This is a genomic window from Kitasatospora sp. NPDC040550, assembly GCF_055594965.1.
Window position 1 is genome coordinate 349172 of the sequence record NZ_JBVIWC010000001.1, and the last position, 20824, is coordinate 369995.

The window sequence follows — 20824 nt, forward strand, 5'->3', positions numbered from 1 at the left end:
GGCTCAGCTCTTGAGGTTGAGCGAGGGGAAGAGGTCCGTGAAGGGCTGGGTGGTGACCGACACACTCCGGGCGAACGGATCGTCGAAGTCCCAGATCATGAACAGCAGGAAGGCGATCAGTACGCTGAAACAGCCCGCCAGGATCAACTCCCGCGAGGTGCGCTGGATCTGCAGCGCGAACAGCATGCCGACGGTCACCACCGCCCCGCCGATCAGCCCGAACCACACCACGCCCGGCATCGTCGGCCCGGCGTTCTGGCCGCGCTGGTTGCGGGAGTCGGAGGCCTGGCTGATCCGGTCGGTGATCGGCTGGTAGGCCTGGGCCTCCAGTTCCGAGGCCGGCGCCCGGGAGACCACCTCGTTCTGGATCTTGTCCAGCAACTGGGTGCCCTTGTCGGTGATCTCGCCGTTCTTGCCCATGTAGTCCCACTCGACGTTCACCACATAGGTGACGTAGGCGTCGACATCGGCCCGGACCTGGTCGCGGAACTCGACCGGGTAGACCACCGCCCGGTCGCTGACCTCCCGCAGCGACTGCGCCTCACGGAACAGGTCGTCCTGGGCGGCGCCGCGCGCCTCCCAGACCCCCGCGATGGCGAGGCCGAGGACGATCGCGTAGACCACGCCGATCATCATCGTGATGTACTCGATGACGTCCGGCGTCTCGTCGGCGTTCTCGACGACACCGGCGTCGCGGCGCCGCAGCACCACCACCGCCGACACAACGGCACAGGCCGCCGCCAAGGCGATGATCAGCGCCACCCACTCGGACATGGGAACTCCCTTCTCTGGCTTGGCTCGTGACGTGAAAGGTGAACCCCGGGCCCAATCGGCAGGAGGAACCGGGGGAAGGTCGGAACGGGAGGCCGTCAGGACCCGGAGCGACCACGGCCACGGCCGCGACCCGGACGCAGCGAGGCCGCCGCGAGCACCGCGGGGACGGTGATCAGCAGCATCGTGGTGGTGGTCGAGGCGCCGTGGTGCGGCGGTGCGACGGGCGACGACTTGGCGGCCCGCACCACCTTGAAGGACGGATCCGCCGACGGCGCGGGCCAGACCGGGCTCGGCAGCACGGGGCTGGGCGCCACCACGGCCGGGTCCGTCGGGGCGGGGTCCACCGGAACCGGCAGCACCGCGGGCGGTGGCGGCTGCGGGGCGGGGGCCGCGGGGGCCGGAGCCGCGGGCACGCCGAGGACCGCCGGGGGCGGTGGCGCCGGTGCGGGGGCGGGCGGCGGCGCGGGCGCCGGGGGCGGGGCCGGGGGCGACGCCGGCGGGGTGGGGGCCGGGGGCGACGGCACCGCGGTCGGGGACGGCCTGGGGGTGGGGCTCGGGGTGGCCGTCGGCGTCGGGCTGGGGGTGCGCGTGGGCGTCGGGGTCGGGGTCGGCGTCGGGGTCGGCGTGCGCGTAGGGGTCGGCGTCGGGCTCGGCGTGGGGCTCGGGCACGGGTGCGGATGGTGGTGATGGTGGTGGTGCCCCCCGTGGCCCCAGTGCCACCAGCCGCCCCCGTGCTCCCCCTGCCCGTCGTCGCCGGACCAGTCGTCACCGGCCCCGTCGCCACCGGCCCCGTGGCCGTCGGCCGGTCGCCCCGGCTCGGGCCGGAGTCCGGCCGTGCCGGAGGGCGAGGGCACCCCGGGCAGCGTTCCGGCCGTCAGCGGCCGGTGGCAGTGGTGGTGGTCGTGCGGTGGCCGGGGTCCGTGGTGCCGGCCGACATCGGGGGCGACGGTGACGCCGACCTGGACGTCCACGTCCACTCCGACGTCCACGCTGCCGCCGGGGCCCACCGTGGTGGACACGTCCGTCCCGGTGCACACGCAGGTGTCGACGGCCGCGCCGTTCGGGTGCCCGCCGGGCCGTTCGGCTCCCGAGGCGCTGGCCCCGCCGACCAGCGCGCACATCGCCACCACGCCGACCGCCGCGCCGATCAGCCGCGCCCGTCGACCGGGGGCCGCGCCCCCGGCGCCGTGCCGCGGTATCCGTCGGTACTGCCGGCGCTGCGGCATGGGCTCCACACACCTCTCGGGTCGTCCGGGGAGGACGGAAGGGGATCTGGCTGATCAGCCGACGGGAACGGACAGCAGTGGTCGGATCCGGATCAGAGCCGATCGGGTGCGACCATGCGCATTCAGACGTGATCAGGCGGACGGCCCGCCTCTGGGGCGGGCCGTCCGTCATCAGGTGAAACGATCTTCGAGCCGACCGGTTACGGCCCGCGCCCGCCGTTCCGCGCGCTCAGTGGCGGCGGTGCGCGATCTCGACGTTCTCCAGCACGCCGACCGCGTCCGGCACCAGGATCGCGCAGGAGTAGTAGGCGCTGACCAGGTAGGAGATGATCGCCTTCTCGTCGATCCCCATGAAGCGGACCGAGAGCGAGGGCTGGTACTCGTCCGGCAGGCCGGTCTGGTGCAGGCCGATCACGCCCTGGTTGTCCTCACCGGTACGGATCACCAGGATCGAGCTGGTGTTCTCCTTGGTGATCGGGATCTTGCTGCACGGCAGGATCGGGACCCCGCGCCAGGCCGGCACCTGCTGCCCGCCGAGGTCGACGTGGTGCGGGTAGATGCCCCGGGCGTTGAACTCGCGGCCGATCGCGGCGATGGCCTTGGGGTGGGCCAGCAGGTAGTCCGGGTCGCGGCGGCGGTTGAGCAGCTCGTCCAGGTCGTCCGGGGTGGGCGGGCCGGAGTGGGTCTGGATCCGCTGGTCGAAGTCGGCGTTGTTGAGCAGGCCGAACTCCGGGTTGTTGATCATCTCGTGCTCCTGCCGCTCGCGCAGGGCCTCGATGGTCAGCCGGAGCTGGTGCTCGGTCTGGTTCATCGGCTGGTTGTACAGGTCCGCGACGCGGGTGTGGATCTTGAGGATGGTCTGGGCGACGCTGAGCTCGTACTCGCGCGGCTTGAGCTCGTAGTCCACGAAGGCGCCGGGGAGTTCGTACTCGCCGCGGTGGCCGGCCGACATGGCGATCTCGGCCTCGCCGCGCTCGTTCTGGGCCTGCAGCGGCAGGGACAGGAAGGTCTGCAGGTGCTCCTGGAGGCTCGGCGCGTTGTCCCGGATGCGGGCGAAGTCGTCCCGGCTCAGGGTGAGGGCGACCCCGGAGGTGGTGGTCTTCGCCGTGTACTCCCAGACGGCGTCCGGGTTCAGCAGCGCGTCGTCGCCGAAGCGGTCGCCGTCGGCGGCCACGCCGACCACGGTCTCGTCACCGTACTTGCCGGTGCCGATCTTGTTGATCTTGCCGTGCGCGATCAGGAAGATCCGGTCGGCCGCCTCGCCCTGGGTGGTGAGCACCTCGCCGGGGCCGAAGTCGCGCTGCTGGCAGCGGTCGGCGAGGGCGGTCAGCACCTCCTCGTCCTCGTAACCGCGCAGCAGGGCGAGTTCGCCCAGCTCGGCCGGGATCACACGGACCTGGGAGCCGGTCTTGATGAACTCCACCACGCCGTTGCCGACGGTGTAGGTGAGCCGTCGGTTGACCCGGTACGCGCCGCCGTGGGCCTCGACCCACGGGAGCACCTTGAGCAGCCAGCGGGAGGTGATCTCCTGCATCTGCGGGGCGGACTTGGTCGTGGTGGCAAGGTTGCGGGCAGCGGCCGTCGCGAGGCTCTGCTGCCGGTCCTGCTGTGTCTCCGGGCTCGTCGTGTCCACGGACATCGGCAGGGGTCTCCATTCGTGTGGTCGGATCACGCAGCCGGGCCGGTACCGCGCCGTCCCGGGGCATGCTCCGCGACGGATCCTCAGATCCGCGAGCTGGTGGGGAAGTTGGCGAGTTTCGAGAGGACGACCGCCATCGCCCGGCGGTCCATCCGGAACCCTAGATCACCAGAACCCGACGGAGCCCGTACGGCGGCCCACTACCCCCCGATAGGGTGAATCTCCGGTGATCCGCCCCCACGGGCCGCGATCGTCACCGGAACACCCGTTCGCGGGTGCGCACCCCGTACCCCCTGCGCCTCACCCGCCCCGCCCGACCCGGCTCCATCGGGTGGCCGTCGCCCGCGGGCCGGTCGATGCCGGGCGGCAGCGCGGCGGCTCCGCCGGTCCGCCCGAGCGGCGTCCGGCCGGGCGCGTCCAGCCGGGCGCGTCCTCGGGGATGTCCGGGCGCAGCTCCAGCGAGGGCCGCAGCAGCCCGCCGACCCGGGAGGTGTGCGCGGGGCCGACCCGCTCGCACAGTGCGGCGCAGCGCGCGTACGGCAGCGGCAGGCCGTCGTCCGGTCCGGGGTGGTACGGCATCCGTGCGTGGTCGGGCACGGGCCGATCCTGCCACCCGGCTCCGGCACACGCGGAAGGCCCGTCAGGTGCCGGTACGGGGGTGGCCGGCACCTGACGGGTGTACGGGGGGTGCGGCCGCGAGGGCCGCGCCGGGGGGAGGGGGTGGTTCAGCAGGCGACCTGGGTGCCGGGGATGCCCAGGATGCCGGAGTTGTTGGCCAGACCGCCCTGGTACTCGTAGTACAGGTACGAGTAGAAGTCGATCCGGACGTCCTGGCCGCAGGCCGAGTCCGGGGCCACGGTGTAGGTGACCGTGAAGGTGCTGCTGGCGCCCGGGGCGAGCGGGACGTCGTAGCGGGCGATGCCGCCGTGCACGTTGTCGCTGCAGCCGTTGGTCTGGGCGCCGCAGGCCGTGGCGGTGAACTTGAGCCCCTTCACCAGACTGGTGTCGTACGTCTCCTGGACGCTCTGGTAGACGAACTGGATCGGGGTGTCGTACGGGTTGGTGAGCGTCAGGGTCAGCGTGAACTCACCTCCCCGGGCGGTCGTCTGGTGGTCGGAGACGGCCGTCAGGGGCAGCGGGTTGTCGGCGGCCCCGGCGGGTGCCGCGGTCAGCAGCAGTCCGGCGGCGAGGGCCGGGCCGACGGCGAGCGCGGCACGGCTCAGATGTGTTCTGCGCATGTCCAAGGAGCGTAGGGGGCGCCGCCGCCGGGGCCGCCCTCCTCGGCCCGAACCCGTACTCGCGTACGAGCGGCGGGCGGACGCCGGGGACCGACCGTCCGCGTTCCGGCCCGGCGGAACCGCCGGTGCCCTATCCTTCGCCGCGCACCCGGACCGGCCGGACGCGCACCCGGCCCGGCCGGGCCGCGCGGCCGGGCAGTGCGCTCAGGCCGGTGCCGGCAGGATGTCGCACAGCACCCGGAGCGCGGCCGGCCAGGCGTGGTCCGGCGGCGTGGCGTAGCCGACCACCAGGCCGTCGACGGCGGGTGTCGCCGCCGGATCGGCCCCCGGGTGCCGGTAGTCGGCGAGCCCCTCGACCGCCAGGCCCCGGTAGGCGGCGGCCTTGAGGACGGACCGTTCGGTGCCGGGGGCGAGCCGCAGCACGGCGTGCAGGCCGGCCGCGATGCCGGACACCTCGATGTGCGGGGCCTGGGCGGCCAGCGCGGTCACCAGCTGGTCACGGCGGTCCCGGTAACGGCGCCGCATCCGGCGCAGGTGGCGGTCGTAGCCGCCGGAGTCGATGAACTCGGCGAGGGTCAGCTGGTCCAACGCGCTGACCCAGGCCTCGCGTTCGCCCTTCGCGGCGAGCACCCGGTCGACCAGGTGGTCCGGCAGGACCATCCAGCCGAGGCGCAGCGCCGGGGTCAGGCTCTTGCTGGTGCTGCCGAGGTAGACGACCCGGTCGGGGTCGAGCCCCTGGACGGCGCCGACCGGCTGGCGGTCGTAGCGGAACTCCCCGTCGTAGTCGTCCTCCAGGACGAGCCCGCCGCGTCCGCGCGCCCAGTCGATCACCGCGGCGCGGCGCCCGGCGTGCAGCGGGCCGCCGGTCGGGAACTGGTGGGCGGGGGTGAGCAGGACCGTCCGGACCTCCGGGTGCCGGGCCAACTCCTCGATCCGGGCGCCCTGTTCGTCGATCGGCAGCGGGACGGCGGTGACGCCGGCGGCGGCCAGCAGCCCGCGGTGGAAGCCCAGCCCGTACGCCTCGACGGCCAGCGGCCCCTGGTCGGCGGGCGGCAGGGCGGGCGCGGCGCCGTCGAAGAGCAGGCGCAGCGCGTGGGCGAAGCCGGAGCAGACCACGATCCGGTCGGGGTCGGTGCGCACGCCGCGGGCGCGGGCGAGGTAGTCGGCGAGGACGGCGCGCAGTTCGGGCCGGCCCTGGGGGGCGCCCGGCCCGAAGGCCTCGTTCGGGGCGGCGGTGAGGGCCCGGCGGGCGGCGGCCAGCCAGGCGGTGCGGGGGAAGGAGGCGGCGTCGGGCTGGCCCTGGCGCAGGTCGTGCGCCGGTCCAGGGCGGCGCGCGGGGCGGCGGGCCCGGGTCGGCGGGACGGGTGCGGCACGGTCGGCGACGGTGGTGCCGGAGCCCTGGCGGGCGGTGAGCCAGCCCTCGGCGACGAGTTCGGTGTAGGCCTCGGCGGCGGTGTTGCGGGCCAGGCCGAGGTCGGTGGCGAGGGCCCGGTAGGGCGGCAGCCGGGTGCCGGGGGCCAGTCTGCCGCTGCGGATCGCCTCGCGCAGCGCGGCCATCAGCGCGGCGCGGCGGCCGCCGGTGGCGGGCAGGTCCAGGTGCAGGTCGTTACCGGTCGGGTGGGCCGGCTCGGTGGGGTGCGCGCCCGACGTCTCCGTCATGGTCACGCACCCTACCCGCCGCTCCGGCGCCGCCCGGCGGGCGGCCCGGGCCCGGCCGCGACCGTACTGCTGCGGCCACGGCCCGCCCGTGACGGCTACGGCACGACGGTGACCGGCCAGCGCCCGGCCTTGACCAGCCGGACCGCGACCGAGCCGATCACCTTGTGCCCGGCCTGTTCGGAGACGCCGACCACCACGGCGTCGGCGCGCAGCTCGTCGGCGAGCTTGGCGAGCCCGGTGTAGGGGTCGCCCCGCAGGGTGAGGAAGCGCCACTCCACCCGCCAGACCTCGCTCACCCGCTGCTCGGCCTCGCGCAGCGCGGCCAGCAGTTCGTCGGCGACCTCCTGGGTGGTCTCCTCCACGGCGGCCCCGGCGAGGGCGGTGGCGGCGCCGAGTATCGGCTGGACGTAGGCGACGGCCAGCTGGGCGCCCTGCCGGCGGGCCAGTCCGGCGGCGTAGGCGGTGGCGCGCCAGGAGGAGTCGGAGCCGTCCAGGCCCGCCAGGATCACCTTGGGTCCGTCGGTCCCCAGCTCGAAGCCGCTCGGCGCGACGGCCGGCTGGTGCTCCCCGTGCTCGGCGCCCGCCGGTCGGCCCGCGCCCTCGACGGCCCCGGTGTCGGCCGCATCGCTGTCATTGGTCATGGGCGGAAGGCTATGCCCGCCACCGTGGGTGGCCGGCGGGGGCACTCCGGGTGAGGGCTGTGGCGCGGGCCACCCGGGCGGGCCCGCGGCGGGGCCGGGCCGGTACCGGCGGCGGGCGCGCCGTCACGCGCTGTCGACGGTGTGCGCGGCCTCACACGGCCTTCGCGGTGACCGGGGCCACTTCCAGGGGTGGTTTGATCTTGGAAATAGCTGCAAATCGGTCGAAATCGCCTTATTTTCGTGATCGCTACCTGCGGTAACAGGGCTCTGACGTGCTCGAACCTGCGATTCCTTGAAACCGCCACGACCGCCCCCGTACCTTCGAACCCGTTGCACCGAGCGATTCCGCTCCGGCCGGGCCCCACCGCCCCCGGGCAGGAACGGTGCCGGACCGCGCGAGCGATGCGACCCCGCAACCGACGGCCTTCCGAGGCCCTGGTTCCGCACGCCCGCACACCCCCTCCGAAAGGACACGCATGACCTTCCGTAACGAGACTGCCGCTGCCACCACCACCGCCACCCCGAAGCGCCGCAACCGCGTCCGGATGGCTCTGATGGCCGGGGCGCTCACCGCCCTCCCGGTGGCCGGCCTCGTCACGGCCACCAGCGCCTCCGCCGCGCCGGCGTCGGTCTGGGACAAGGTCGCCTCCTGCGAGGCCACCGGCAACTGGGCCATCAACAACGGCAACGGCTTCTACGGCGGCCTGCAGTTCACCTCCAGCACCTGGGCGGCCTTCGGCGGCACCGCGTACGCCCCCCAGGCCCACCTGGCCTCCAAGGCCCAGCAGATCGCGATCGGCGAGAAGGTCCTCGCCGCCCAGGGCCCCGGCGCCTGGCCGATCTGCTCCGTCAAGGCCGGCCTGGGCAAGTAAGCCCGCCGCACCCACGCCCACGAGCCGCCGCACCCCCCGGGGTGCGGCGGCTTCGTCGCCTCACGAACCGCCCCGCTCCGCCAGTCCTCAGGCCCCAGCCCCCGACTCCCCCGGGCCCTCAGGCCGGCTGGGTGGAGCGGGCCGGGCGGTCGGGGAGTGGCAGGGGGAGGGCGGGCAGGCCGTCGAGGCTGGTGCCGACGAGCGGCTTGCGCTCGCAGTAGGCGCCGAACTCCTCCTCGTCCTTGCGGTCGAAGTACTGCGCGTGCAGGTCGCGGTCGGCGCGGTAGTCCATGAACGGCACGGCGTAGCCGCAGGAGTCGCTGACCCGTTCGGCCCGGACCAGCACGATCGCCCGCAGGCCCGAGCCGTCCACCCCGGGTTCGAAGCGGGCGAGCAGGTCGGCGAAGCGCGGGTCGTCCCGGAAGACCGGTTCGCCGCGGCCGTGCACCCGCACCACGGTGGGCGGGCCGTCGAAGGCGCACCACATCAGGGTGATCCGGCCGTTCTCCCGCAGGTGGGCGATGGTCTCGGCCTGCGAGCCGCCGAAGTCCAGGTAGGCGAGGGTGAGTTCGTCGATGATCGCGAGGGTGCCGGAGCGGCCCTTGGGCGAGAGGTTGACGTGCCCGTCGCCGGCCAGTGGCGCCGTCGCGACGAAGTAGACGGGCTGGCGTTCGATGAACTGCCGCAGCCGGCCGTCGATGCTTTCGTACTGCTTTCCCATGTGCGCAATTGTGCCCGCATCTCGCTCTCCGAGAAAGGAAAATCCAGCCCATGAGACGGCAAGCGGCCCGCCCGGGCCCGCGACGGTACTCGGTCAGCGGGCCCGGACGGGGCCGTCGTGCAGAGCAGGCGGGCGCGTCAGTGCTTCATGTAGACGCTGTCCATGAATTCGATGATCTGCTGGTCCGTCAGCCGGTGGCCCTCGCGGTGACCCATCGCCAGGTCGGCCTCGCTGATCATGCCGACCAGCCGGTCGCCGTCGATCACCGGGATGCGCCGGATCTGGTGCTGCTCCATCTTCTTGAGCACCACGTCCATGCTGTCGTCGGCCCGCACGCAGTGCAGGTGCCCGGCCAGTTCGATGGCCGTCATGGTGGCCGGGTCCTTGCCCTCGGCGAGACAGCGCACCACGATGTCGCGGTCGGTGATGATGCCGTGGAGCTTCTGGTCGTCGCCGCAGATCGGCAGCGCGCCGACGTTCTTGTCACGCATCATCTTCGCGGCCTCGTCCAGCGTCTGGTGGGCGCCGATGCACTGGGCGCCGGTGTGCATGATGTCTCGGGCAGTGGTCACGGGGACTCCTTCGTCGGTGTTACCCCCCGGCGGCCATCCCCCGGCGGCGCACCGCGCCCTCACAGGGTGACCGTGCCCTCACCGTAGGCGACCGCGCTCCCGCCCGCGACCCCGGGCGCCGATACTGGAACCCGTGACCACGCAAGCCACCGGGTCGGTCGACGAGGCCGTCCGCACCCGGCCCGCGACGGCGCTGCGCCCGTACGTGGCCTGGTACTCGGGCTACCGCCAGCGCGGCCTGGCCCCGGCCGTGCACCGCGGCCTGCCCTCCCCGTACCTGACCTTCATCCTCACCCTGGACGAGCCGCTGGTGATCGCCGGCCACCCCGATCCGGCGCAGCCGCCCGGCAGCTACCCGACGCTGCTCGGCGGGCTGCACACCTCCCCCGCGCTGATCACCCACGAGGGCGCCCAGTCCGGGGTGCAGATCGCCGTGCACCCGCTCGCCGCCCGGGCGCTGTTCGGGCTGCCCGCCGGGGAGTTGGCCGGGATCGACGTCCCGGCGGAGGAGGTGCTCGGCCGGCTCGGCCCGCAGTTGCAGGAGCGGCTGCGGGCCGCCGACGGCTGGGCGGAGCGGTTCGCCGCACTGGACGGGGCGCTGCTGCGGGCCGCCCGGCCGTCCGGGCGGGTGCCGCCGGAGGTGGGCTGGGCCTGGCGGGCGCTGCGGCGCAGCGGCGGGGCCCTGCCGGTGGCCGAGCTGGCCCGGGAGACCGGGTGGAGTGCCCGGCACCTCCAGGAGCGGTTCCGCCGGGAGACCGGGCTCACCCCGAAGGCCGCCGCCCGGGTGATCCGCTTCGACCGGGCCCGGCACCTGCTGGCGACCGGTGCGCCGCCGCCCCGGTTGGCGGAACTGGCGGTGCGCTGCGGCTACTTCGACCAGGCGCACCTGGCCCGGGAGTTCCGCGCGCTGGCGGGGGCGGCACCGAGCGCCTGGCTGGCGGCGGAGGGGCCGGAGGAGGGCAAGTTCCGAAACGTCCAAGGCGGGGCGGCGGGGGCCGCCGCAGAGTGGGAGGCGTAACCGCCCCACCCGAGGAGTGAGAGACATGGACACCGAGACCACCCCCGCCCCGCAGGTCTGGCCCACCCTGCGCGCGACCGACGCCCGCGCCCTGATCCGCTTCCTGGTGGAGGCCTTCGGCTTCCAGGAGGTGGTCGGTTACGGCGAGGGCGACTTCGTGGCGCACGCCGAACTGGCCTGGCCGGAGGGCGGCGGCGTGATGCTCGGCTCGGTGCGGGAGACCGCGCCGGGCCAGTGGCGGGGCGAGCCGGGCACGTTCAGCGCGTACGTGGTCACCGCCGACCCGGACGGCGTGCACGCCCGGGCCGTGGCCGCCGGGGCAAGGATCACCACCGGCCTGACCGAGACCGACTACGGCTCGCGCGACTTCGCCGCCGCCGACCCGGAGGGCAACCACTGGTACTTCGGCACCTACCCGGGCGCGCCCCGGCCCGCCCCGGCGGCGTGAACGCCGTGGGTGCCGCCGGCTCCCCCGGCTCCGTGGGCGCCGCCGCGGTGGAACGGCTGCGGGCGCTGTGCCTGGCGCTGCCGGAGACGGAGGAGCGGGTCAGCCACGGGGAGCCGACCTGGTTCGCGGGCTCCGGGCGCCGGGCCCGGATGTTCGTGATGCTCGCCGACCACCACCACGACGACCGGCTCGGCTTCTGGTGCGCGGCCCCCGGCGGCGCCCAGGAGCGGCTGGTCGGACAGGACCCGACCCGCTACTTCCGGCCGCCGTACGTGGGGCACCGGGGGTGGCTGGGCGTCCACCTGGACGTCCCGGCGCCGGACTGGCCGCGGATCGAGGACCTGGTCGCGGACGCCCACGCCCTGGTCGGCCCGGGCGGCTAGGCGCAGCGCGCGCCACCCGGGGGCGCCCGGGACGGCGGCCGTCGTCCCGGGCGGGGGCGGCGGGGGCGGGGCAGACTGGCTGGGGGGCCACCGCAGCACTCCCCGGAGAGCGCCGATGCCGCAGATGACGGTCGACGGGCACACCCTCGCCCTGTCCCACCTCGACAAGGTGTACTACCCGAGCATCGGCACCCCCAAGGGCGAGGTGCTGCGCTACTACGCCGCGGTGCACACCGCCCTGCTGCCCCACCTGCGGGACCGCCCGGTCTCCTTCCTGCGCTGCCCGGACGGTGTCGAGGCGGAGGTGTTCGTCGCCAAGAACCCGCCGCCGGGCACCCCGGACTGGGTGCGCACGGTGGACGTGCCGAGCACCGCCGGCGCGCTCCGGCAGGTGGTGCTGGAGAACGGCGCGGCGCTGCTGGCGGTCGCCAACCTGGGCTGCCTGGAGCTGCACGTCCCGCAGTGGCACGCCGCCGCGCCCGGGCTCGCCGACCGGCTGGTCCTGGACCTGGACCCGGGCGAGGGCGCCGACGTGCTCACCTGCCGGGCGGTCGCGCTGCTGCTGCGCGAGCGGCTGGCCGCGGACGGCCTGTCGGCCTGGGTGAAGACCTCCGGCTCCAAGGGCCTGCACCTGCTGGTGCCGATCGAGCCCACGCCCAGCGCCGCGGTCTCCGGGTACGCCAAGGCGCTGGCCGCCGCCCTGGAGGCGGAGCACCCGGAGCTGGTGGTGCACACCATGGCCAAGGCCCGGCGGCGCGGCCGGGTGCTGGTCGACTGGTCGCAGAACAACGCCAAGAAGACCACCGCCGCCCCGTACACCCTGCGGGCCCGGCCGCTGCCGACGGTCTCCGCGCCGCTGGCCTGGGCCGAGCTGGAGCGGGCCCGCGGGGAGGCGGAGCTGGTGTTCACCCTCGCCGAGCTGCCGGGCCGGCTGGCGGCGCACGGCGACCTGTTCGCGCCGCTGCTGGACCCGGAGCAGGCCCGGCCGCTGCCCCCGGCACCCACGGCCCGTGCCGCGCCCTCGCCGCCCACGGCCCGTGCCGCGCCCGCAGCCCCCGCGCAGGCCTCCCAGCCCCGGCAGGTGCTGCACCCGCCCGTCGAGGTGATGCGCCCCGCCGCCGTCACCGCCGTGCCGCCCGCCGACGGGCTGGGCGGGGGCGGCGTGCAGTACGAGCTGAAACTGGACGGCTTCCGCTGCGTCGCCTTCGCCCGTGGCGAGCGGCCGGCCTTCCTCCAGTCCCGCAGCGGCCGTGACCTGGCCCCCGAGTTCCCGCCGATCGCCGCCGCCGTCGCCCGGCTGCCCGAGGGGCTGGTGCTGGACGCCGAACTGGTCGCCTGGCGGGCCGGGCGGTTCGCCTTCGAGGAGCTGCTGCACACCCGGCAGGCCCGGGCCACCGCTCCGGACGTCGCACTCGGGCTGATCGCCTTCGACCTGCTCGCCCTGCCCGGCCGGGACGTCCGGCGCCTGCCGCTCACCGACCGGCGTCGGCTCCTGCTGGCCGCGCTGGCCGACGTCCCGCCGCCGATCCAGCCGGTGCTGGCCACCACCGACCGGGCCGAGGCCGTGGCGTGGATGACCCAACTGGCCGACACCGGGGTGGAGGGCCTGGTGTGCAAGGCCGCCGCCTCCCCGTACCGGGCGCGCGGCGCGGGCCGGGCCTGGGTCAAGTACCGGCGCAGCGACACCGAGGACGCCACCGTCCGCGCCCTGACCGGCCCGGCCGACCGGCCGCACGCCCTGGTGCTCGAACTCGACGACGGCCGCGTGCTGTTGACCACCCCACGGCTCACCCCTGTGCAGGCCCGGGAGGTCGCCCGGGCGGCCGGGCCGCTGCTCGGCCCGCCCGCCGCCGACCCCGACCACGGCCGGGTGCACCCGCTCACCGCCCCGCTGCGCGCCGAGGTCACCCTCACCGGCCGCCCGCCCACCGCCGCCTTCGTCCGCCTGCGCGGGGACTGACCCCCGGCGCGGGCTCGGCCGCCACCGCTCCAACTGCCCGGCGAATGGGTCGAGTTCGTGGCCATGGAGGCCTTCGGGGCGCTGGTTCGGCATCAGGTCCCGGACGAATCCGCAGCCACCGGCCGGCAGGCGCCCGACCCCGACGGCTCCGGCAGCTACCGAAGCGCGTTCACGCTCGTCCGCCCCTGGACGCCGGTACGCCCCTGAACCCGCGTCACTTCCGCCGCCGGGCCGCCGCGTGGGCGAACTCGGTGACGAGGGTGTCCTCGAACACCGGCAGGTCGCCCGGCGCTCGGCTGGTCACCAGCGGGCCCGGCCCCTCCCGGCAGACCTGCACCTCCTGGTCGACCCAGTGGGCGCCCGCGTTGACCAGGTCCGTCCGCAGGCTGGGCCAGGAGGTGAGGGTGCGGCCGCGGACGGCGTCGGCCTCGATCAGGGTCCAGGCGGCGTGGCAGATCGCCGCGACCGGGCGGCCGGCGGCGCAGCAGTCCCGAACGAAGGCGACCGCCGCCGGGTCGAGCCGCAGCGCGTCCGGGTTGGCGACGCCGCCGGGCAGCACCAGCCCGGCGTAGTCGGCCGGGTCCGCCTCCGCCACCTGGGCGTCCACGGCGAAGGTGTCCCCGGGGGCGCGGTGCCGGACGGCCTGGACCCGGCCGGGTGCGGTGGAGAGCAGGCGCGGGCGGCCGCCGGCTTCGAGCACCGCCTGCCACGGCGAGGCGAGTTCCTCCTGTTCGACACCGTACGGGGCGACCAGGAAGGCGACCGTCCGGCCGGTCAGGGTGGTGGCGGGCCAGCCCATGGTCAGCGGTCCCCGGCTCAGCGCCGGCGGGCGGTGGTGAGGTGCTCGGCGGGCGGCGGGACGGTGCCCAGCCGGGCGCGCGGGCAGTCCAGGTGGACGGCGCGGTCCAGGTGGTCGATCCGGGCGACCAGACCGACCGGGACGAGCATTCTGGCACCCGGCACCCAGGAGGCGGCGTCGACGGCCAGGTGGTCGCCGGCGTCCTGCTCGACCCGGCCGACCGGTCCGTCGGTGGCCTGCACCTCGTACCCGACCAGGCCGAGGTCGGCGGCGGGGTGGGAGCCCGGGCGGTACTCCCACAGGTCGGTAGTCATGCGCACCTCTCGATGGTCGGCCCCCGTCTCGATGGTCGGCCCCCGTCGCGTCACGCCTCCGGGCGGTCCCAGGGCCGACGTTCACGTCCGTCCCGGCCCTCCCCGCGATCGCGGCGCTCCCGCCCGTCCTCCCGGTCCGAGCCGGCACCGCCGACGATGCCGTCGCCCCGGCCCGGGCCCCGGCGCCGCCGCAGCAGCGCCGTGGCAGCCACCGAGGCCGCCACCGAAGCGGCCCAGACCACCCCGAGGGCGGTCAGCACGGCGGTGGTCGGCGTGCGCACGCCGATGCCCACGCAGATCGACGTCATCACCAGTACGGTCAGCAGCACCCCGACCGAGATCCGGCGCCCGACGCCGCGCAGGGCGCCCAGGAGCCGGTTCGGCCGCTTGGCCCCCATCGTGCTCAACTTCCGGTCGAGGCGCGTGTCCTGGCGCAGATCGGACTCGATCTCCTCGAGGAGCCGCCGCTCCCAGCCGCTCAACGCGGGTCCGTCCATCTCGGTCACCTCCGACACTTCGGGTGACGTGCTCGCATCCGGGCGGTTGCCCGGTACGGGCCGGCGTTAACCGTTCCGGGGGCCGCCGGTTCCGGCGGCCACGCGCCCGAAGGCCCGGGGACGGGCGAGCAGGCTGTCGTCCAGGACGCGCAGCAGGGCGGCGGCGTCGCGGTGGACCTCGACCGCGCCGGCCGCCCGCAGCTCCGGGCCGGCGTCCCCGCCGGCCTCCAGGGCGACGCAGGGCACCCCGGCCCGTCGCGCCGCCAGCACCTCGCGCACGCTCCCCGCGACGGCCACCGCGTGCGAGGGTCCGCCGCCCACCAGCGTCAGCGCGGCCCGCACGGCGTCGCCACCGGGGGCGGTCACGGTCAGTGCCCGCGCCCCGGCCGGGCCGGGGCCCGTCAGCACCACCGTCCAGCCCCGCGCGGCGCACTCGCGCAACAGCTCGGCGCCGCCGGGCAGCCGGGGCCGCCAGTCGGTGCCGATCAGGGCCGCCGAGATCACCGTCATGGCCACCTCTCCCGTGCTCCGGGCCCTGCCTCGGGGCTTGCCCCGCGCAGGTCACGCACCGCGTGCCCTTCCAGGTTAGGACGCTCCCCGGCCCGGCGCGCAGCCTGCCGGGAACGGCCGCCCCGGGCACCGGAAAACCGCTTGGCGGGCGCCGCGCGGGCCGGAATACTCCGAAGGTCCGTCGACGGGGAGGAGCGCGGGTGGCGGTGTTCGCGTGCGCCCGGTGCGGCACGGAGCTGACGGTGCCGGTGGCGGAGGTGGCACTGCCGCCGCACGCCCACCGGGAGGGCGGCGACCGGTACCTGCCGCCGCTGCTGGAGCCCGGCACCTTCGCCCTCGACCCGGAGCCGACCGAAGGGCCCTGGCGGCCCTGGTCCGCGATCACGGCGGCGGAGGCCGCCGAACGCGGCCTGTACGCCCCGGTCGACGGCCTGTGGAGCGGCCCCGGCGGCGCGGTGCTGCTGGCCCCGGGGGACACCCGGGCCACCGTGCTGCTCCCCGAGCAGTGCGAGGGCTGCTGTGCGGCGGCCGGCGGCCCGAACCTGGCCTGCGCGGGCTGCGGGCGCGAGGTGGGCGCCCGGGTCGACGACTGCTACCGCTGGCAGGCGGTGTGGCTCCACCCCCGGGCCGTCCGGCGTCTCCCGGTCGAGGGCCCGGCCCGGCCGGCCGGGGACGGCTGGACGGTGCCGCCGGCGCCCCCGGTCGAGCCGGGCGGCTGGTGGAGCGAGCGCTGGAGCGCCGCCGTGGGGGCGGCCCTGGCCGAGGTGCTGGCAGCCTCCGGCGGCGAGCCGGTGGCCACCGCCCCCGGCCTGCTGACCGAGACCTTCGGCCGTACCCTGCACCGGCTGCTCCCCGCCGGTCCCCCGGCCCGTACCCTGCGCCCGGCCGGGCCCGGTCTCGCCGCCGTCCCGGCCCCGGACATCGCCCTCGTGCCCCGCCACCCGTGGACCGGCGCCGCCTGGCCGGCGCCGCCCGGCACCGTGGCCGTCCCGCTGGACGCCGGAGTGTGGACCTACCTGGCGTTCCCACCGCCCCGCCTCGCCAGCAGGCTGCCCGCCGGGGAGGAACGGGACGATCCGCTGCCGCTGCGCCCCTCCCGCCTGTTCGAACCCGACCGGTACCTGCTGCGCCACCGCCTCGCCCGGCTGCCCGCCGTCCGCGGGCCCTGGCTGCGGGCGATCTACGATCGGCTCGGCGACCGCCGCCACCACCCGGGCGCATAGGAGGCCACACCCCATGAGGATCAACCTGACCACCGTGTTCGTCGACGACCAGGACAAGGCGCTGCGCTTCTACACCGAGGTGCTGGGCTTCGTGAAGAAGCAGGAGGTCCCGCTCGGCGCCTACCGCTGGCTCACCGTGGTCTCCCCCGAGCAACCGGACGGCACCCAGCTGCTGCTGGAGCCCGACAGCCACCGCGCCGTCGGACCGTACAAGACCGCGCTGGTCGAGGACGGCATCCCGGCGGCCCAGTTCGCGGTGGACGACGTGCACGCCGAGTACGACCGCCTGCACCGGCTCGGGGTGCGGTTCGCCCAGGAGCCCACCGCGATGGGCCCGGTCACCGTCGCGGTGCTGGACGACACCTGCGGCAACCTCATCCAGCTCGCCCAGTTCCACGGGTAGGGCGTGACGTGCGGGTCAGCACGAACCAGCCGGGTGGCACCCCCTCGGTGAGCTGCGGGACCGCCGAGGCGGCGGCCCGCAGCTCTTCGGGTGCCGCGCGGAACGGCTCGGGCAGGCTCTCGCCGTAGCACCGGAGCCGCCAGGCGTCGAAGGCCACCGCACCCGGCCCGGCGGTGTCGGCGTCGACCAGCACCCCGTCCGGGCCGGTGAACCAGCAGCCCGCGCCGTGGACCTGGTAGCGCCTTCCGCCGATCAACCCGATCCGGGGAATCGAGCGGCTGCGGGCGAGGGCCAGCCACTCGACCAGGTCCTCGGCGGGCGGGTCGTGCCGGGTCAACTCGTCCAGGATCCCGGTGAGTTCGGCCAGGTAGTCCGCCACCAGCTCGGCGGCCGTGGTCACCCGGCGCCGCCGGGGGCCGAGCTCCGGGTGGGCGCCGAGCCGCCAGGCCAGGCCCGCGCCCCAGCGGGCGACGGCTTCGCGGAAGTCCCGTCCGGGACGGTCGGTACCGTTCATCGGCCCATGATCGCCGGGCCGGTAGGGGCCGTCACCCGGTTTTCCGGACGCCCACCGCGCAGCAGCCCTCAGTGGCCGAGGGCGACCGCCGGGTCCGTCGCCAGCCGGGCGTGCAGGTGCTCGTCGTTGTACGGGCCGTCGCCGTAGCGGTAGGAGCTCCGCAGGGTGCCCTCGTACGGGAAGCCGGCCCGGGCGGCGACCCGGCAGGAGGACTCGTTGCCGACGGCGTGGTAGAGCTCGATGCGGCGCACTCCGGCGGTGCGCACGCCCCAGTCGGTGACGGCGGCGGTGGCGAGGGTGGCGAGGCCGCGGCCGCGGGCGGCGGCGAGCAGCCAGTAGCCGACCATGGCGACGCCCTCGCCCTGGTCCGTCCAGAGCAGCGCGACGTTGCCGCACAGCCGGCCGTCGGCGCGGTCGGTGACGGCGAAGCAGGCGGTGCTGCCGTCGGCCCAGCGCTGGTCGGCGCGGTCGAGGTAGGCCTCGGCGCCGGCCGGATGGACGGCGTCGTGCAGCGGGTTCCAGCGGGCGATCTCCGCGTCAGCGGCGGCCGCCGTCACGGCGGCGACGGTGCCGCCGGGCAGGTCGAGGGCGCGGCCCCAGGGGCGCAGCAGGAAGGCTCCCAGGTCGAGGACCTCGGGCTGGAAGGGGTGCCGGTCGGTCGCCGGGTCGCTGGTGGTCACCCCGTCTTCCTATCTCCCGCCGCGCCGCTCCCGCCAGTGATTAATCCGGCGGCGACCGGGCCGGCCCGGGCAAGGGCACGACCGCGCACCCGGGCCGGGCCCGGGTGCGCGGTGGTGCGGGGTCCGGTCAGATCCGGGCGAGGTAGCCGTTCTCCACCAGCCAGAGCACGTTCAGCTTCGCCGGGCCGCCGGGGACGAGGGTGGCGTCGAGCTGGTACTGGAGGCCCCAGCCGGGCTGGTTGAACCACGGGGCGATCGGGCCGGCGTGCACCTTGAACGACTTGACCACCTTGTAGTCGTGGTAGTTGCAGCCGGCCGCCGGGGTGCTGTCGAGGCTCTGCGGGGGGATCGCGCGGTTGGCGTAGGGCAGGCCCTCGGGGGCGAGGAAGGAGCCGTACTCGCTGCCGTAGCGGTCGATGTTCTGGTTCGGGTAGAGGGTGAGGTCGAACTCGACCGGGCTGCCGTCGGGGAGGGTGACGTAGCCGTCGGACGGCGGGTAGATCCAGCCGCCCTTGCCGCCGTTGGCGGCCGGGTCGTAGTACGTGGCGAGGAAGTCCTGCTCGCCGGCGCCGCCGGTGCGCTGGTAGCCGGCGAGTTGGCGGCCGACCGGGCCGGTGGTCGGGAGGTCCTCGGGGCCGAGGCGCGAGTCGCCGTCGAAGAAGGTCGCGGAGCACTGGTCGGACGGGGTGGCCGCCCTGGTGTCGGCGGCAGCGGCGGGAAGGCTCACGGCGGTCAGGGCGGCGGCCGCGGCGAGGGGCGCGACGAACAGGCGAAGGCGCACGGTGTCTCCGTCGAACGAGGATCGGTGGGAGCGGAGCCACGGAGGGCGTTCTGCTCACCCTCCGTGGCCGGTTCGGCACCAGGCAAGCGGATTCACTGATCATTCGTCAACACGACTTGGCCGAAGGCCGACCTGTTTCCCCGATTTCGGCCGAGGCCCGGGCCTCCGGGCCGCTCACCCGGACGGATGACCGGCCCGGTCCGGCCGCCGGACTCACCGCCCCGGGGCGACCCGCCCGAGCAGGTGCAGCAGCCGGTCCAGGGCGTCCTTGGAGTCGGGCTCGGTCAGGTTGACCATCAGCCGGAACGCCACCTTCAACAGTGCCGGGTGGCCCAGCCCGGCGGCCCCGGCCGCGCCGAGCAGCCGGGGGCGCCCGAGCAGGTCGGCGGCCAGCCGGCCGAGCGCGAAGTAGCCCGCGTAGGCGGAGCGGAGCTTCTGCGGGTAGGCGCGCAGGGCGAGTTCACGGCCGCGGTCGGTGCGGCGGGCGTGCGCCTGGACGACGGTCTCGGCGGCGTAGCGGCCGGACTCCATCGCGTAGGCGATGCCCTCCCCGGTGCCGGGGCTGACCGTGCCGCCGGCGTCGCCGATCAGCAACAGGCCGTCGGCGTAGTGGGGTTGGCGGTTGAGCCCCATCGGCAGGGCGGAGCCGCGGATCGGCTCGGTGACAGCCTCGGGGTGGTAGCCGTAGCCGGGCGGCAGGTCGGCGCACCAGCGCCGCAGCAGCTCGCGCCAGTCCAGGTCGGTCTTCGCGGTGTCGAGGACGCCGAGGCCGACGTTGGCGGTGCCGTCGCCCATGCCGAACACCCAGGCGTAGCCGGGCAGCAGCCGGCGGGCCGGGTCGTCGGGGTGGCGCAGGTCGAGCCAGGCCTCCAGGTAGCGGTCCTGGTGGCGCGGGGTGGTGAAGTAGGTGCGGTAGGCGACGCCCATCGCGCGGTCGGTGCGCCGGTAGCGCTTCATCGCGACGGACAGCCGGGTGGAGTTGCCGTCGGCGGCGACCACGAGCGGGGCGCGGTACTCGACGGGCTTGCGCTCCTCGCCCAGCTTGGCGGTGACACCGGTGATCCGGCCGGACCGCTCGTCCGTCAACGGGCCCGCCACGTTGGCCCGTTCGATCAGCCGGGCCCCGGCCGCGGCGGCCCGGCGGGCGAGCAGCTCGTCGAAGTCGGCGCGGCGGCGCACGAGTCCGTGGCCGGGGAAGGCGGAGAGCTCGGGCCAGTCGAACTCCAGCGAGCGGTGGCCGGAGATCAGCCGCAGGCCCTGGTTGTGCAGCCAGCCGGCCTCCTCGGAGACGTCGATGCCCATGTCGACCAGCTGTTTGACGGCGCGCGGGGTGAGGCCGTCGCCGCAGACCTTCTCGCGTGGGAAGGCGGACTTCTCCAGCAGCAGGACGTCCAGGCCGGTGCGGGCGAGGTGGTAGGCGGCGGTGGAGCCGGCCGGTCCGGCGCCGACCACGATGACGTCGGCACTGTCCTCGGTCGGGGCGGGCCGCTGCCGCTCCGCTCGCAGCTGCTGCTCTGGGCCGGTCATCGAGCACTCCCCCTGGGGTCGGATCGGCTGCTGGCTCGACCGGTGGCTGACGCGATCGGCCGCACGCACAACGGAATCGGCGGGCTGGGCGGTTCCAGACGGACGATAGAGAACCAGGCCCACCGCCCGCCGCCATGACACGCGGACCCGGGTCTCGAAGCGGCCATTACCGGCCACCCGCCGAGCGCCCTGCCGTCGCCCCGCCGAGCCCCGCTGCAGCCCGCCGAGCCCGGCCCCGGTCGGCAAATCACCACGTCAGAGGCCTGTGGCGCACATGAATTCACCACAATCGGGTGATCGGATCGTTGTGGGGAACTAGTCGGACCAATCGCTCTCAGCGTTGCATTCCAGCCAAATCCCCCTTGCGTCACCTTTCGTACTGCGGGAACTTTTGTGCCCCTCACGTCGTACCCAGCCGGCTCCCG

The 20824-nt window shown here is 75.3% G+C and carries 24 protein-coding genes and 1 pseudogene; 8 read left to right on the forward strand and 17 right to left on the reverse strand.

The features are described 5' to 3' along the window. Positions 1 to 3: 3 nt before the first annotated feature. From ACZ58X_RS01610 to ACZ58X_RS01640, 7 genes are all read right to left on the reverse strand, one after another. The gene (locus ACZ58X_RS01610; RefSeq protein WP_470331639.1) at positions 4 to 774 is read right to left on the reverse strand and encodes a bestrophin-like domain; all 771 of its coding nucleotides are present in this window, start codon (positions 772 to 774) and stop codon (positions 4 to 6) included. Between the two features lie 95 nt (positions 775 to 869). After that, positions 870 to 2000 (reverse strand): hypothetical protein, encoded by a 1131-nt coding sequence (locus ACZ58X_RS01615; RefSeq protein WP_470331640.1) that lies wholly within the window; start codon positions 1998 to 2000, stop codon positions 870 to 872. A gap of 229 nt (positions 2001 to 2229) precedes the next feature. Then, the gene (locus tag ACZ58X_RS01620) at positions 2230 to 3639 is read right to left on the reverse strand and encodes a family 2B encapsulin nanocompartment shell protein (RefSeq protein WP_470331641.1); all 1410 of its coding nucleotides are present in this window, start codon (positions 3637 to 3639) and stop codon (positions 2230 to 2232) included. Between the two features lie 300 nt (positions 3640 to 3939). Beyond that, complete coding sequence (locus ACZ58X_RS01625; protein ID WP_470331642.1) at positions 3940 to 4236, reverse strand: hypothetical protein; 297 nt, start codon at positions 4234 to 4236, stop codon at positions 3940 to 3942. A gap of 128 nt (positions 4237 to 4364) precedes the next feature. Beyond that, a complete protein-coding gene (locus tag ACZ58X_RS01630) occupies positions 4365 to 4877 on the reverse strand; it encodes a hypothetical protein (protein WP_470331643.1) in 513 nt (170 codons plus the stop codon). A 204-nt stretch (positions 4878 to 5081) separates the two neighbouring features. Then, positions 5082 to 6536 carry a MocR-like pyridoxine biosynthesis transcription factor PdxR gene (pdxR, locus tag ACZ58X_RS01635; protein WP_470331644.1) on the reverse strand — a complete coding sequence of 485 codons (1455 nt, stop codon included), beginning with the start codon at positions 6534 to 6536 and terminating at the stop codon, positions 5082 to 5084. Between the two features lie 95 nt (positions 6537 to 6631). Then, complete coding sequence (locus ACZ58X_RS01640; RefSeq protein WP_470331645.1) at positions 6632 to 7177, reverse strand: universal stress protein; 546 nt, start codon at positions 7175 to 7177, stop codon at positions 6632 to 6634. 476 nt (positions 7178 to 7653) lie between these two features. Between ACZ58X_RS01640 and ACZ58X_RS01645 the strand changes: the two genes are divergently transcribed. Beyond that, positions 7654 to 8049 (forward strand): transglycosylase family protein, encoded by a 396-nt coding sequence (locus tag ACZ58X_RS01645; protein ID WP_470331646.1) that lies wholly within the window; start codon positions 7654 to 7656, stop codon positions 8047 to 8049. A gap of 118 nt (positions 8050 to 8167) precedes the next feature. Here ACZ58X_RS01645 and ACZ58X_RS01650 read toward each other — a convergent pair whose 3' ends face one another. Both ACZ58X_RS01650 and ACZ58X_RS01655 read right to left on the reverse strand, forming a co-directional pair. Next, positions 8168 to 8770: a pyridoxamine 5'-phosphate oxidase family protein gene (locus ACZ58X_RS01650; protein ID WP_470331647.1), complete on the reverse strand. Its 603-nt coding sequence runs from the start codon at positions 8768 to 8770 to the stop codon at positions 8168 to 8170. A 137-nt stretch (positions 8771 to 8907) separates the two neighbouring features. After that, positions 8908 to 9342: a CBS domain-containing protein gene (locus tag ACZ58X_RS01655; protein ID WP_470331648.1), complete on the reverse strand. Its 435-nt coding sequence runs from the start codon at positions 9340 to 9342 to the stop codon at positions 8908 to 8910. Positions 9343 to 9475: 133 nt separating this feature from the next. Here ACZ58X_RS01655 and ACZ58X_RS01660 point away from each other — a divergent pair, with 133 nt between their 5' ends. From ACZ58X_RS01660 to ACZ58X_RS01680, 5 genes and pseudogenes are all read left to right on the forward strand, one after another. Beyond that, a complete protein-coding gene (locus ACZ58X_RS01660; RefSeq protein ID WP_470331649.1) occupies positions 9476 to 10360 on the forward strand; it encodes a helix-turn-helix domain-containing protein in 885 nt (294 codons plus the stop codon). Positions 10361 to 10385: 25 nt separating this feature from the next. Then, positions 10386 to 10808, forward strand: a complete 423-nt coding sequence (locus ACZ58X_RS01665; RefSeq protein WP_470331650.1) for a VOC family protein — start codon at positions 10386 to 10388, stop codon at positions 10806 to 10808. Continuing rightward, the gene (locus ACZ58X_RS01670) at positions 10805 to 11191 is read left to right on the forward strand and encodes an MmcQ/YjbR family DNA-binding protein (protein WP_470331651.1); all 387 of its coding nucleotides are present in this window, start codon (positions 10805 to 10807) and stop codon (positions 11189 to 11191) included. Before ACZ58X_RS01665 ends, ACZ58X_RS01670 begins: the two co-directional genes overlap by 4 nt. Before the next feature lie 115 nt (positions 11192 to 11306). Beyond that, positions 11307 to 12185: pseudogene (ligD, locus tag ACZ58X_RS01675) on the forward strand (non-homologous end-joining DNA ligase); the annotation flags it as partial. A gap of 111 nt (positions 12186 to 12296) precedes the next feature. Further along, the gene (locus tag ACZ58X_RS01680; RefSeq protein ID WP_470331879.1) at positions 12297 to 13151 is read left to right on the forward strand and encodes an ATP-dependent DNA ligase; all 855 of its coding nucleotides are present in this window, start codon (positions 12297 to 12299) and stop codon (positions 13149 to 13151) included. A gap of 214 nt (positions 13152 to 13365) precedes the next feature. Here the strand turns inward: ACZ58X_RS01680 and ACZ58X_RS01685 are convergent, their stop codons facing one another. From ACZ58X_RS01685 to ACZ58X_RS01700, 4 genes are all read right to left on the reverse strand, one after another. Continuing rightward, on the reverse strand, positions 13366 to 13950 hold the full coding sequence (locus ACZ58X_RS01685; RefSeq protein WP_470331652.1) for a type 1 glutamine amidotransferase domain-containing protein: 585 nt from the start codon (positions 13948 to 13950) through the stop codon (positions 13366 to 13368). A 17-nt stretch (positions 13951 to 13967) separates the two neighbouring features. Next, a complete protein-coding gene (locus ACZ58X_RS01690) occupies positions 13968 to 14264 on the reverse strand; it encodes a PRC-barrel domain containing protein (RefSeq protein ID WP_470331653.1) in 297 nt (98 codons plus the stop codon). Between the two features lie 50 nt (positions 14265 to 14314). Beyond that, positions 14315 to 14761 (reverse strand): hypothetical protein, encoded by a 447-nt coding sequence (locus ACZ58X_RS01695; protein WP_470331654.1) that lies wholly within the window; start codon positions 14759 to 14761, stop codon positions 14315 to 14317. Positions 14762 to 14827: 66 nt separating this feature from the next. Next, the gene (locus ACZ58X_RS01700) at positions 14828 to 15271 is read right to left on the reverse strand and encodes an HAD family hydrolase (protein ID WP_470331655.1); all 444 of its coding nucleotides are present in this window, start codon (positions 15269 to 15271) and stop codon (positions 14828 to 14830) included. A gap of 200 nt (positions 15272 to 15471) precedes the next feature. Here ACZ58X_RS01700 and ACZ58X_RS01705 point away from each other — a divergent pair, with 200 nt between their 5' ends. Together ACZ58X_RS01705 and ACZ58X_RS01710 are read left to right on the forward strand one after the other, a co-directional pair. After that, on the forward strand, positions 15472 to 16494 hold the full coding sequence (locus ACZ58X_RS01705; protein ID WP_470331656.1) for a hypothetical protein: 1023 nt from the start codon (positions 15472 to 15474) through the stop codon (positions 16492 to 16494). Positions 16495 to 16507: 13 nt separating this feature from the next. After that, positions 16508 to 16897: a VOC family protein gene (locus ACZ58X_RS01710; protein WP_470331657.1), complete on the forward strand. Its 390-nt coding sequence runs from the start codon at positions 16508 to 16510 to the stop codon at positions 16895 to 16897. On the opposite strand, the gene ACZ58X_RS01715 is transcribed toward ACZ58X_RS01710, so the two are convergent. The 4 genes from ACZ58X_RS01715 to ACZ58X_RS01730 all read right to left on the reverse strand — a co-directional run bounded on the left by ACZ58X_RS01715 (position 16869) and on the right by ACZ58X_RS01730 (position 20399). Beyond that, entirely contained in the window at positions 16869 to 17411 is a 543-nt protein-coding gene (locus tag ACZ58X_RS01715; RefSeq protein WP_470331658.1) for a DUF6896 domain-containing protein, read from the reverse strand. The two genes, ACZ58X_RS01710 and ACZ58X_RS01715, sit on opposite strands and share 29 nt — an antisense overlap. 68 nt (positions 17412 to 17479) lie before the next feature. Beyond that, positions 17480 to 18091: a GNAT family N-acetyltransferase gene (locus ACZ58X_RS01720; RefSeq protein ID WP_470331659.1), complete on the reverse strand. Its 612-nt coding sequence runs from the start codon at positions 18089 to 18091 to the stop codon at positions 17480 to 17482. 127 nt (positions 18092 to 18218) lie between these two features. Continuing rightward, positions 18219 to 18872, reverse strand: coding sequence for a TNT domain-containing protein (locus ACZ58X_RS01725; RefSeq protein ID WP_470331660.1), 654 nt, complete (start codon positions 18870 to 18872; stop codon positions 18219 to 18221). Between the two features lie 213 nt (positions 18873 to 19085). Continuing rightward, the gene (locus ACZ58X_RS01730; RefSeq protein ID WP_470331661.1) at positions 19086 to 20399 is read right to left on the reverse strand and encodes a geranylgeranyl reductase family protein; all 1314 of its coding nucleotides are present in this window, start codon (positions 20397 to 20399) and stop codon (positions 19086 to 19088) included. Between the last annotated feature and the right edge of the window lie 425 nt (positions 20400 to 20824).

Excerpts from the sequence above, each read along its gene's own strand:
- ACZ58X_RS01610 (WP_470331639.1), bottom strand. The coding sequence starts at position 774 with ATGTCCGAGTGGGTGGCGCTGATCATCGCCTTGGCGGCGGCCTGTGCC.
- ACZ58X_RS01615 (WP_470331640.1), bottom strand. The coding sequence starts at position 2,000 with ATGCCGCAGCGCCGGCAGTACCGACGGATACCGCGGCACGGCGCCGGG.
- ACZ58X_RS01620 (WP_470331641.1), bottom strand. The coding sequence starts at position 3,639 with ATGTCCGTGGACACGACGAGCCCGGAGACACAGCAGGACCGGCAGCAG.
- ACZ58X_RS01630 (WP_470331643.1), bottom strand. The coding sequence starts at position 4,877 with ATGCGCAGAACACATCTGAGCCGTGCCGCGCTCGCCGTCGGCCCGGCC.
- pdxR (WP_470331644.1), bottom strand. The coding sequence starts at position 6,536 with ATGACGGAGACGTCGGGCGCGCACCCCACCGAGCCGGCCCACCCGACC.
- ACZ58X_RS01640 (WP_470331645.1), bottom strand. The coding sequence starts at position 7,177 with ATGACCAATGACAGCGATGCGGCCGACACCGGGGCCGTCGAGGGCGCG.
- ACZ58X_RS01645 (WP_470331646.1), top strand. The coding sequence starts at position 7,654 with ATGACCTTCCGTAACGAGACTGCCGCTGCCACCACCACCGCCACCCCG.
- ACZ58X_RS01650 (WP_470331647.1), bottom strand. The coding sequence starts at position 8,770 with ATGGGAAAGCAGTACGAAAGCATCGACGGCCGGCTGCGGCAGTTCATC.
- ACZ58X_RS01665 (WP_470331650.1), top strand. The coding sequence starts at position 10,386 with ATGGACACCGAGACCACCCCCGCCCCGCAGGTCTGGCCCACCCTGCGC.
- ACZ58X_RS01680 (WP_470331879.1), top strand. The coding sequence starts at position 12,297 with ATGCGCCCCGCCGCCGTCACCGCCGTGCCGCCCGCCGACGGGCTGGGC.
- ACZ58X_RS01685 (WP_470331652.1), bottom strand. The coding sequence starts at position 13,950 with ATGGGCTGGCCCGCCACCACCCTGACCGGCCGGACGGTCGCCTTCCTG.
- ACZ58X_RS01690 (WP_470331653.1), bottom strand. The coding sequence starts at position 14,264 with ATGACTACCGACCTGTGGGAGTACCGCCCGGGCTCCCACCCCGCCGCC.
- ACZ58X_RS01695 (WP_470331654.1), bottom strand. The coding sequence starts at position 14,761 with ATGGACGGACCCGCGTTGAGCGGCTGGGAGCGGCGGCTCCTCGAGGAG.
- ACZ58X_RS01700 (WP_470331655.1), bottom strand. The coding sequence starts at position 15,271 with ATGACGGTGATCTCGGCGGCCCTGATCGGCACCGACTGGCGGCCCCGG.
- ACZ58X_RS01710 (WP_470331657.1), top strand. The coding sequence starts at position 16,508 with ATGAGGATCAACCTGACCACCGTGTTCGTCGACGACCAGGACAAGGCG.
- ACZ58X_RS01715 (WP_470331658.1), bottom strand. The coding sequence starts at position 17,411 with ATGAACGGTACCGACCGTCCCGGACGGGACTTCCGCGAAGCCGTCGCC.
- ACZ58X_RS01730 (WP_470331661.1), bottom strand. The coding sequence starts at position 20,399 with ATGACCGGCCCAGAGCAGCAGCTGCGAGCGGAGCGGCAGCGGCCCGCC.